This is a genomic window from uncultured Aquincola sp. (assembly GCF_964001545.1).
Taxonomy (GTDB): Bacteria; Pseudomonadota; Gammaproteobacteria; order Burkholderiales; family Burkholderiaceae_C; genus Aquincola.
This window is the reverse complement of record NZ_CAXFDV010000603.1, coordinates 1-11,113: the sequence shown is the minus strand read 5'-3', so window position 1 is coordinate 11,113 and position 11,113 is coordinate 1. Positions and strand designations below refer to the sequence as shown.

Genomic DNA, 11,113 nt, shown 5'->3' with positions numbered 1-11,113 from the left:
GGGCCTGAACACCCACCTGCACGGCCAGCTCAACCTGCTGCCGCTGGGTGAGCGCGACATGGCCCTGGCCAAGGCCGTGGTCGAGCTGCTGGACGACGACGGCTACCTGCGCGCCGACCCCTTCGAGCTGACGGCCGACGATGCGCTGGACCCGCCCGCCACCGACGAAGAGGTGCGCATCGCCGTGCGCCGCGTGCAGTCGCTGGACCCGGCCGGCGTGGGCGCCCGCACGGTGCAGGAGTGCCTGCTGCTGCAGACCGGCGAGATCGAGGATGCGCACCAGCGGGCTCTGGCCCGCCGCATCATCGGCGAGCAGCTGCGGCTGCTGGGCACGCGCGATTGCGAAACGCTGGCGCACCGGCTGGGCTTTGCGCTGGCCGAGGTGGAAGCGGCCTGTGCCCGCATCCGCCGCTTCGATCCGCGGCCGGGCTGGCGCTTCGGTGCGCCGCCGGTGCACTACGTGACGCCCGACGTCATCGCCCGCCGCTACCGTGGCCGCTGGGTGGCGGTGCTCAACCCGGCGGTGGTGCCGCGTCTGCGGCTCAACACCACGGTGGTGGAGCTGTTCCAGCGCCACCGCGGCGCACCCTGCCCCGACCTGGCCAGCCACCTGCAGGAAGCGCGCTGGACCGTGCGCAACGTGGAGCAGCGCTTTTCCACCATCGTGGCGGTGGCCCAGGCGGTGATCGACCGCCAGCACCACTTCCTCGACTACGGCGAGATGGCGATGAAGCCGCTGGGCCTGAAGGAAATCGCCGAGGCCGTGGGCGTGCATGAGTCCACCGTCTCGCGCGTCACCAGCAACAAGTACATCGCCACGCCAGCCGGCGTGTTCGAGCTCAAGCACTTCTTCTCGCGCGCGATGGTGATGCCCAGCGGCGCGGCACTCTCGCCCACCGCCATCCGCGGCCTGGTGCGCGACATCATCGCGGACGAAAAGGCCAGTCACCCGCTGTCGGACACCGAGATCACCCAGCTGCTGTGGCAGCAGGGCCTGCGGGTGGCGCGGCGCACGGTCACCAAGTACCGGCAGGCGCTGCGCATCGAGCCGGCCACGCGGCGCAAGGCCGCGGGCGGCTGACCGACAGCGGGGACTTCAGGCTCCGCTGGTGGGCGGATCGGCCAGGTCGGTGGCCACCGCCGATTCGTCCTCGCGGGCGTATTCCTTCAGGCGGTTGTACAGCGTCTTCATGCTCACGCCCAAGGCCGCGGCGGTGCGCTCCTTGTGGTGGTTGAAGTGCTTGAAGGTGGCCAGGATCAGCTGGCGTTCGGCCTCGGCCATCGAGGTGCCCAGCGGCAGCGTCAGCGAAGGCGCCGAAGCGCCTTGGCCGCCGCCCTCGGCCGCGGCTGCCACGCTCACCGGCACGCCGCTGTCGCGCGGCAGCCATTCGCTGCCGATGTCGTCGCCATCGGCCATCACGTACACCCGCTGCACCACGTTGCGCAGCTCGCGCACGTTGCCTGGCCAGCGGTAGGCCTGCAGCGCCTGCAGGGCCTGCGGCGTGAAGCGGCGCACCTGCCCCTCGCGCTGGCACACGCCGGCCAGGAAGTGCTCGGCCAGCAACGGCACGTCCTCGCGCCGCTCGCGCAGCGGCGGCAGCTCGATCGGGAACACGTTCAGGCGGTAGAACAGGTCTTCGCGCAGCTTGTGGTCGGCCACCGCCAGCTCGGGCGCGCGGTTGGTGGCGGCGATCACGCGCACGTCGGCCTCGCGCAGCTGGGTGGAGCCCACGCGCATGAAGGTGCCGGTCTCCAGCACCCGCAGCAGCTTGACCTGCAGCTCGATCGGCATCTCGGTGATCTCGTCGAGGAACAGCGTGCCGCCGTGCGCCCGCTCGAAGAAGCCCTGGTGCTGCGTGTCGGCCCCGGTGAAGCTGCCTTTCTCGTGGCCGAAGATCTCGCTCTCGATCAGGTTGGGCGAGATGGCGCCGCAGTTCACGGCCAGAAACGGCCGCGCGCGCCGGCGGCTCAGGTCGTGCACCGAGCGGGCCACCACTTCCTTGCCGGTGCCGCTTTCGCCGGTGACGAACACGCTGATCGACGTCACAGCCACCCGCGCGATCTGCCGGTACACCCGCTGCATGGCCGCACTGCGGCCCCACAGGTGGCCGAAGTGGCCGCTGCGCGCCCATTCGGCTTCCATCTGGCCGATCTCGGCCTGCAGCGCATCGGGCCGCATCACGCGCGACAGAATGCCTTGCAGCTGCCGCTTGCTGATGGGCTTGGTGATGTAGTCGGCCGCGCCGAAGCGCAGCGCCTGGATCGAGGTTTCCAGGCTGGCATGCCCGGTGATCAGCACCACCTCCGAGTGCCTGATCAGGTCGGGTGTTTCAAACAGGTCCATGCCGCTGCCATCGGGCAGCTGCAGATCGAGCAGGACGACGTCCGGCCTTTGCAACGCAAGCTGGCGGCGGGCATCGCGCAACGATCCCGCGGTGGCCACGCTGAATTGCTGTTCGGCAACCAACGCTGCCATCATGCGTGCCGCGTCCGCGTCGTCTTCAACGATCAGGGCGTGGCTCATCAGGAGACTCCTCCGGTACTGCTTGGAAAAGTAAAAAGAAGGGCCGCTGGCCGCTGTGTGCCAACCCTCGGGGCAAGCAGCATAAGCGCTTCGTTTACAAGCGCCACGCCGGTAGGGGCGTGTTGAAACAACTTGTCATGACTGCATGTCGCGGCATGCCGATTGCCGTTGGCAGCGCCCTGATGCAGCCCTCTTGAACGCTCACTCGCCCATTGCCCATGACCCTTCGTTGGCCGGTGGCCTCGCTGCGCTCGTACCTGGTGGCCATGATGCTGCTGGCCAGCGTGCCGATGGCCTTGTTCATGTCGCTGCAGATCCTGCGCGATGCCCGCGCGCAGACCGAGCGCCTGAACGACCAGCTGCGCCGCACCGCGGTCGTGATGGCCGATGGCATCGACCGCGAGCTGGTGGCCTCGCTGGACACCTTGATGCTGCTGGCCGACGACGCGCCCGAGGGCACGGTGGAGGCGCTGGGCCGGCAGCTGTCTCAGCGAACCCGGCTGCGGCCCAGCTGGCAGTCGCTGTTCATCGCCGATCCGCAAGGCCAGGTGCTGCTGGCACTGGCCGGCCAGCCCTGGCCGCTGCCGGCAGAGGTGTCGCCGGCCACGCTGCCGGCGCTGCATGTCTCCAACATGGTGGAGCGGGACGGGCGGCGCGCCGTGGTGCTGAGCGTGGCGCTGGAAGGCGGCCACCGACTGGCCGCCTGGATCGACGTGGCGCACTGGCAGGCCATGCTGCGCCGGGGGGGCGAGCTGGAAGGCGGTTATGCGTCAGTGTTCGATGGCCGGCACCGCATCATTGCCCGCAGCACGGCGCCGGAGCAGTACGTGGGCCGCCAGCTGCCGGCGGCCGCGGTGGCCTCCATGGGCCAGCGGGCCTCGGGCGTGCACCGCACCCTGCTGCTGGAAGGCGAGCCCACCTACGTGGCCTGGCATGCGGTGGGCAGCACCCCGTGGCGCGTGGCCGTGGGCGTGCTGGCCGGGCCGATCGAGCGGCAGCACCGACGGGCGCTGTACACCGCCGTGGGCACCGCCGCGCTGTGCCTGCTGCTGGGCGTGACGCTGGCGCTGTGGATGGCTCGGCGTGTCACCCAGCCGCTGCAGGCCCTGGGGGCGGGTGGCGGCCTGGCGCCCGACGGCCCGCAGTCCGCCGCCCCGGTGCGCGAAATTGCCGCGCTGCGGGACGCTGTCGTCTCGGCCCGGCAGGAAGAAGCCGCCGCCCGGCTGCGGCTGCAGCGCCAGGCCGACGAGTTCGAGGCGCTGTTCCGCGGCAGCCCCATCGGCCTGGCCTTTGCGCAGGACCCCCAATGCCGCAAGGTGCTGCGCAACCGCGCGCTCGACGAGATGCTGCGCCGCCCGGCGGGCGAAGCCGACGCGCCGCGCCAGGAGCTGCAGGTGCTGCAGGACGGCCGCGTGCTGGCCCGCCATGAACTGCCGCTGGCCGTGGCTGCCCGCACCGGTGCGCCGGTGCCGGCGGCCGAACTGGAGCTGCGCGCCGGCCCGGGGCCCGCGCGCTTCGTCATCATGCAGACGGTGCCGCTGCTGGACACCGATGGCCAGTCGCGCGGGGCCATTGCCGCGCTGCTGGACATCACCGACCGCAAGCGGGCCGAGGCCCGGCTGCTGGACACCGACCGCGAGCGCACGGCGCTGGTGGCGCGTGAACAGGCGGCCCGGCGCGAGGCCGAGCAGGCCAACCAGGCCAAGGACGAGTTCCTGGCCATGCTGGGCCATGAGCTGCGCAACCCGCTCAATGCCGTCGCTTCCGCGGTGGAGGTGCTCAAGCTGGTGGGCGGCGGTGGCGAGCGGGCCGACGATGCGCGCCACATCATCAGCCGCCAGACGCGGCACCTGGCCCACTTGATGGACGACCTGCTGGACATGGCGCGTGTGGCTTCCGGCAAGGTGGTGCTGGAACGCCGGCCGCTGGACCTGGCCAAGCTGGTGGCGTCGCTGGTGTCCACCATGCGGCTGTCGGGCGACACCCGCGAGCACACCCTGACCACCGAGCTGCAGGAAGCCTGGGTGGACGCCGACAGCACCCGCATCGAGCAGGTGGCCGGCAACCTGCTGACCAATGCGCTGAAGTACACGCCGCCCGGCGGCCATGTGCAGGTGAAGGTGGTGCCCGATGGCGAGCAGGTGCTGCTAGAGGTGCGCGACGACGGCGTGGGCATTCCGCCGCACCTGCTGACGCGGGCCTTCGACCTCTTCGTCCAGGGCGAGCGCTCGCTCGACCGGCGCGCCGGTGGCCTGGGCGTGGGGCTGACGCTGGTCAAGCGGCTGGTGGAGCTGCACGGCGGCAGCGTGGCCGCCGAAAGCGCGGCAGAGGGCGCCGGGGACGGCGCGGGGCCGGACGCCAGAGACGGCGAAGGCGGCGGCAGCGTGTTCCGCGTGCGGCTGCCACGCATCCCTTCACCGCCGCCGGCCGACAGCCGAGGCCGGCCCAGCCAGCTGCGCGGGCGCACCGTGCTGCTGGTGGAAGACAACGACGACGCGCTGCAGGCGCTGAAGGCGGTGCTGGAGCTGGACGGTCACCGCGTGAGCACGGCCAACGACGGCGAGCAGGGCCTGGCCCTGCTGCTGTCGCAGCTGCCCGAGGTGGCGGTGGTGGACCTCGGGCTACCCAAGATCACCGGCTTCGACGTGGCCCGGCAGAGCCGCGCCGCGGGTTATGCGGGCCGGCTCATCGCCCTGTCGGGCTACGGCATGGCCACCAGCACCCGGCAGGCGCTGCAGTCAGGATTCGATGCGCACCTGACGAAGCCGGTGGATTTCGACCGGCTTCGCGAACTGTTCGACGACCGGTAGCGTTAGAGGAGATCGTCGGTGTCGGCCGGCACGGCCAGCGACTGAAGGCGCTGCTGCTCATGCTGCCAGTGCCAGGCGTTCACACGCTCGATGGCACCGCGAAGTCCGTCGGTCATCCAGTCGTTCGTGCCGTTGGAGCCGGGCTCCGACGCGTTCTGCACGACAGCGGGATGAATGGCAGGCGAGAGGGTGGGCTGGATGTTCATGCCCGGACCCATGCAAGGTGGATGCCTGTCGAGGGTTTTTGCTTACTGGTTGTCACCCAAAGACCGGGCGCCTAGGGGTCGTCGGCTTGCGAGGGGCCGCCGGGGCCCACCCCACGAGCGGTCCCGCCTCGCAGAGACGCTGGGCATTGGCCACTTTTGCCGTAAACCCGGCGCGGCTCTGCTGCAAAGTCAGCGCTCGCCACGGGGCGGCGGCTCAGTGCAGGTAGGCGGTGCACCAGCGCCGCATTTCGCTGCCCAGGGCCAGCAGCGACACCGGCTGGGGCACGAAGCCGTCCACCTCGTCGCCCCAGGCCGCGAAGGCCGCTGCACCTTCCTGCACCGATGCGTGCAGCACGATGCGGCACGGCGCGGCCAGACCGGTGCGCTGCAGCGTGCGCAGCCGCTGCACCAACCCATCGCCGTGCACGCCGGGCATGGCGGGGTCCAGCAGCAGCACCGCCGGGGCCACCCGCAGGCACTCGTCCAGCGCCTGCACCGCGTCGCGGGCGGCATGCACCTCATGGCCCATGGCCTGCAGCAGCGATTGGGTCAGGCAGCGCGCCACGTCGTCGTGCTGGGCCACCAGCACACGCGCTGGCGGTACCGGCACGGGGGCCCGGCCGTGCGCCGGGCGGGGCGTGGGCTGGCGCAGCAGCTGGTCCCAGGCCTGCCAGTCGGCCGCCGACAGCGGGTGGCAGGCCAGCTGGTAGCCGGGCAGGGCGTCGGGCTGGCCCAGCCACAAGGAGCCGGTTTCCACCGCCGCCACGGCCAGCGTGCGCGCGGGCAGGGCGCGCCGCACCTGGCGCAGCAGGTCGGCCGGCGTGTCCGCACCCGGAAACAGCAGCAGCACATCGGGCGGTGAGTCGCCCGCCGCATCGCGCGCCAGCCGTTGCAGCAATGCATCGGGGCCGGCCACCGCGGTCACCGTCCAGCCGTGGCGCAGCGCATCGCGCGCCAGCGCAGCGGCCTGCACCGCATCGGGCTGCCACAGCCACAGGTGGCGGCTGCCAAAAGGCGGCCGCCGCGGCACCGGGCCCGACCACGCCTGGCACAGCCGGTAGTTGGCATCGAGCTCGAAGCCGCCGGCCTGCCAGGTCAGCGCCACCGCCGCGCGGGCCGTGGGGCAGCGGCCGTGCGCCAGCTGCTGCCCAGCGCCGGCATCCACCGCCAGCGGCGCCAGGTCGAGCCGGTCCACCGCCTGCTCGAACGTGCCGTGGCCGCGGCGCTCGGGCTGGCCGGTGATGCGCCAGTGCAGCCGGCAGCCGCCCTCGGGCTGGGCATCGGCCTGCGCCTCGAAGCCGATGAGCCCGCCCGGGCCCAGCAGGTCGACGCAGGCGCCCACCAGCCGGTGCAGGCTGCACCGCAGCGCCCGCGCGCGCGACAGCGGGTGGTCCATCGCCCCTGCCGCACCGGGCAGCAGCCAGTCGCCGCTGCGGTCGTCGAAGCCATAGCTGATGTGCCCGGCCTTCAGCCGGGGCGCCCACTCCCGCAGGGTGATGGCCAGCAGCCGGGACAACAGCATGTGCGTCATGGCGCGATGGGGAGGAACGGGCTTTGCCACCAGCCCGGTGCAGCCACGGTGGCTGCGACTGCCAGGAGATCTGCACCATGCGCGCCTGCCCCGCCTACCTGACCTTGCACAGCGTGCGCCCTGTGCTGGCACCGCGCCCGGCCCTGCGGCCGGCCCTGCCGCTGCGCGCCCATGTGGTGCCGCCCGAGCCCACCATGCCGCCGCCACCCACGCCCGACCTGCCCACCGGCGTGCCACCGGTCGGCGACCCGCTGCCCGACCAGCCCGCGCCCACCCCGGGCCCCGCACCCGGCCCGGCGCCCGACATGCCGCCCGAGGTGACGCGGGCGGCAAGGGCGGGGGTGGGGCAGGACGAGGCAACACATGGCGGGATGATGACGCACGCGTTGGCAGGCCGCGTGCCGCGCTTCGAACGGCCTTCCACCTACCGGCGCAGCCTGCAGCGCGCGATGTCGGGCCTGCAGGCGGAGCTGGACCATTGAACTCCGCCGTGGACCGACCCGCGCGCCGCAGCGCAGCGGCTGAACCGGCGCTGCCCGCCCAGGCGCAGCGCCTGTTGCGCCAGGTCTTCGGGCTGCGCAAGCTGCGCCCTGGCCAGGGCGCGGTGGTGGCCCGCGTGCTGCAGGGCCAGCCCACGCTGGCGGTGATGCCCACCGGCGCCGGCAAGTCGCTGTGCTACCAGCTGCCGGCGCTGATGGACGAGCGCCGCACGCTGGTGGTGTCGCCGCTCATCGCCTTGATGAAGGACCAGTGCGACGCCTTGTGCGACCTGAACATCGCCGCCTACGCCTGGCACAGCGGCCTGTCGGCCGAGGCGCTGGCCGCCACCGAGGCCGCGGTGGCCGACGGCAGCGCCCGCATCGTCTTCACCACGCCCGAGCGGGCGGCCGAGCCCGGCTTTGCCGAGGTGATCTCGGCCGGCCGTGCAGTGGGCCTGCTGGTGGTGGACGAAGCCCACTGCGTGGCGCAATGGGGCCATGCCTTCCGCCCGGCCTACCTGGAGCTGGCACCGCTGCGCCGTGCGCTTGGGCAGCCGCCGGTGCTGGCGCTCACCGCCACCGCCACCGCCGAAGTGGCCGCCGAGGTGATGGAACAACTGGGCATACCGGCCGACGGCCTGCTGCGCGCCGGCGTGTACCGGCCCAACCTGCACTACCGCGTGGAGCCGCAGGCCGACGAAGAAGACAAGCGCCAGCGTGCGCTGGCCATCGTGCGCGGCAACGCCGGTGCCGGCATCGTCTACGCGGCCACCGTGCGTGAGGCCGAAAGCGTGCATGCCTTGCTGCAACAGGCCGCGGTGGAAGCCGGCGAGCCGCCCGAGGCCTACGGCCTGTACCACGGCCGCATGAACGCCAGCGACCGTCACCGCGTGCAGGACGCCTTCCTGCAAGGGCAGGTGCGGGTGATGGTGGCCACGCCGGCCTTCGGGCTGGGCATCGACAAGCCCGACATCCGCCTGGTGCTGCACCTGCAGCTGCCGCCGGGGCTGGACGCGTATTACCAGGAAACCGGCCGCGCCGGCCGCGACGGCGAAGATGCCGACTGCACCTTGCTGTACCTGCGCGGCGACCGCGGCGTGCAGCAGTTCTTCATGGCCGGCCGCTACCCCGACCGCGATGCGGTGGCCGCGGTGCTGGCCCAGCTGTCGGCCGGCGGCACCGCGCTGGAGCTGGAGGCGATGGCCGAGGCCACCGATCTGGCGCCCGGCCGGGTGCGCAGCATCCTCAACCTGCTGGCCGGTGAAAAGCTGGCCCGCCGCGATGCACAGGGCCGCTGGCGCGGCGCCGGCCGCCGGCTGGCCGACGCCGCGCTGGGCCGCGTGCTGGCCGCCTGCGAGCAGCGCCGCGAGCACGACAAGGCCGAGCTGGAAGCCATGGTGGCCTACGCGCAAAGCGGCACCTGCCGCTGGCAGCTGCTGCTGCGCCACTTCGAGCCCGAAGCCGAACACCCCGCCTGCGGCCATTGCGACAGCTGCCAGCGCCTGCAGGCCTTCGAGGCGATGCGCGCCGCCGAAGCCGCGCTGGGCACGCCCACGCCGTCGGCCGAACCCATCCGCGTGATGGCCGCCGGCACGCCGGTGCGCGTGCGCCGCTACGGCCTGGGCGAAGTGGTCGGCGGCGACGGCAGCAGCCTGACCATCCGCTTTCCCGGCGGCGCCGAGCGCAGCTTCCACCCCGATTTCGTCAAACCGGCCAAACCACCGCGGCGCAGCGCTTCCGCCGCGGCCTGATGCCCGAACCACCTTCACCTGCCATGAAACCCACCGTCAGCGATCACCTTCTGCAACGCCTGCATGCCTGGGGCGTGCGCCGTGTCTTCGGCTACCCGGGCGACGGCATCAACGGCCTGGTCGGCGCCTTCGGCCGGCGCGATGGCGACATCGAATTCGTGCAGGCCCGGCACGAAGAACTGGCCGCCTTCATGGCCACCGCCCATGCCAAGTTCACCGGCGAGGTGGGCGTGTGCATGGCCACTTCGGGGCCGGGCGCCATCCATCTGCTCAATGGCCTGTACGACGCCAAGGCCGACCATCAGCCGGTGGTGGCCATCGTGGGCCAGCAGGCGCGCAGCGCGCTCGGCGGCGACTACCAGCAGGAGGTCGACCTGCCCGCGCTGTTCAAGGACGTGGCCGGCGCCTATGTGCAGACGGTGATGGTGGCCGAGCAGGCGCGCCATGTGATCGACCGCGCCATCCGCATCGCACGCGACCAGCGCACCGTGACCTGCGTGATCGTGCCCAACGACGTGCAGGAGCTGCCCCAGGTGCAGGAGCCGCCGCGTGAGCATGGCACCGTGCACAGCGGCATCGGCCACACCGGCGTGGCCGCGGTGCCGCCGGCCACCGAGCTGGCGCGCGCCGCCGCGGTGCTGAACGCCGGCCGCAAGGTGGCCATCCTGGTGGGCGCGGGTGCGCTGCATGCGGCCGACGAGGTGCAGCTGGTGGCCGACCGCCTGGGCGCCGGCGTGGCCAAGGCGCTGCTGGGCAAATGCGTGCTGCCCGACGACCTGCCCTACGTGACGGGCGCCATCGGCCTGCTGGGCACCGGCGCCAGCTGGGAGCTGATGGAAGGCTGCGACACGCTGCTGATGATCGGATCGAGCTTTCCGTACAGCGAATACCTGCCCAAGGAAGGCCAGGCCCGCGGCGTGCAGATCGACGTCGACCCGCGCAAGCTGGCGCTGCGCTACCCCATGGAAGTGAGCCTGGCCGGCGACAGCGCGCTCACGCTGCGGGCGCTGCTGCCGCTGCTCAAGCCGCGGGCCGACACGGCCTGGCGCGACCAGATCGTCAAGAGCGTGGCCCGCTGGTGGGACGTGACGCGCGCCCGTGCCATGGCACCGGCCCACCCGATGAACCCGCAGCGCGTGTTCTGGGAACTGTCGCCCCGGCTGCCGTCGGACGTGATCCTGGCCTGCGATTCCGGCACCAGCGCCGCCTGGTACGCCCGTGACCTGCAGGTGCGCCACGGCATGATGGGCTCGCTGTCGGGCGGGCTGGCCAGCATGGGCGCGGCGCTGCCCTATGCCATCGCGGCCAAGTTCGCGCACCCGGCGCGGCCGGTGGTGGCGCTGCTGGGCGATGGCGCCATGCAGATGATCGGCCTCAACGCCCTCATCACGCTGGCCCACCACTGGCAGCGCTGGACCGACCCGCGCGTGGTGGTGATGGTGCTGGACAACCGCGACCTGAACATGGTGACGTGGGAACAGCGCGTGATGGCCGGCGACCCCAAGTTCGACCCGTCGCAGACGCTGCCCGGCTTCAGCTACGCCGAATATGCGCGCCTGCTGGGCCTCAAGGGCATCCGGGTGGACAAGCCCGACGACATCGGCCTGGCCTGGGAAGAAGCCCTGGCCGCCGACCGCCCCACGGTGCTGCAGATGGTGGTGGACCCCAACGTGCCGCCGCTGCCGCCGCACATCCCGGCCAAGCAGGTGGCCTCGTACTTCAGCGCCCTCTTCAACGGCGACGCCGACGCCCGCCAGGTGATGGTGGCCACGCTGCGCCAGTGGTGGGCGGGGGTGGCGCCGGGGCGGGCGG

The 11,113-nt window shown here is 72.3% G+C and carries 8 protein-coding genes; 5 read left to right on the top strand and 3 right to left on the bottom strand.

Annotated features, from left to right (window positions below):
* The coding region (gene rpoN, locus ABNT58_RS20960) for an RNA polymerase factor sigma-54 (RefSeq protein WP_348755355.1) at positions 1 to 1,081 on the top strand (1,081 nt) is incomplete at its 5' end.
* Between the two features lie 15 nt (positions 1,082 to 1,096).
* On the opposite strand, the gene ABNT58_RS20955 is transcribed toward rpoN, so the two are convergent.
* Entirely contained in the window at positions 1,097 to 2,524 is a 1,428-nt protein-coding gene (locus ABNT58_RS20955) for a sigma-54 dependent transcriptional regulator (RefSeq protein ID WP_348755354.1), read from the bottom strand.
* A gap of 218 nt (positions 2,525 to 2,742) precedes the next feature.
* Here ABNT58_RS20955 and ABNT58_RS20950 point away from each other — a divergent pair, with 218 nt between their 5' ends.
* Complete coding sequence (locus ABNT58_RS20950; protein WP_348755353.1) at positions 2,743 to 5,334, top strand: ATP-binding protein; 2,592 nt, start codon at positions 2,743 to 2,745, stop codon at positions 5,332 to 5,334.
* Between the two features lie 2 nt (positions 5,335 to 5,336).
* Here ABNT58_RS20950 and ABNT58_RS20945 read toward each other — a convergent pair whose 3' ends face one another.
* Together ABNT58_RS20945 and ABNT58_RS20940 are read right to left on the bottom strand one after the other, a co-directional pair.
* Positions 5,337 to 5,540: a hypothetical protein gene (locus tag ABNT58_RS20945; protein ID WP_348755352.1), complete on the bottom strand. Its 204-nt coding sequence runs from the start codon at positions 5,538 to 5,540 to the stop codon at positions 5,337 to 5,339.
* Between the two features lie 214 nt (positions 5,541 to 5,754).
* On the bottom strand, positions 5,755 to 7,071 hold the full coding sequence (locus tag ABNT58_RS20940; protein ID WP_348755351.1) for a response regulator: 1,317 nt from the start codon (positions 7,069 to 7,071) through the stop codon (positions 5,755 to 5,757).
* Positions 7,072 to 7,148: 77 nt separating this feature from the next.
* On the opposite strand from ABNT58_RS20940, the gene ABNT58_RS20935 reads away from it, so the two are divergent.
* The 3 genes from ABNT58_RS20935 to ABNT58_RS20925 all read left to right on the top strand — a co-directional run.
* Positions 7,149 to 7,553, top strand: a complete 405-nt coding sequence (locus ABNT58_RS20935) for a hypothetical protein (RefSeq protein ID WP_348755350.1) — start codon at positions 7,149 to 7,151, stop codon at positions 7,551 to 7,553.
* An 8-nt stretch (positions 7,554 to 7,561) separates the two neighbouring features.
* Entirely contained in the window at positions 7,562 to 9,301 is a 1,740-nt protein-coding gene (locus ABNT58_RS20930) for a RecQ family ATP-dependent DNA helicase (RefSeq protein ID WP_348755349.1), read from the top strand.
* A gap of 23 nt (positions 9,302 to 9,324) precedes the next feature.
* Positions 9,325 to 11,113, top strand: a 1,789-nt coding sequence (locus ABNT58_RS20925; protein WP_348755348.1) for a thiamine pyrophosphate-requiring protein, incomplete at its 3' end; no start/stop codon positions are given.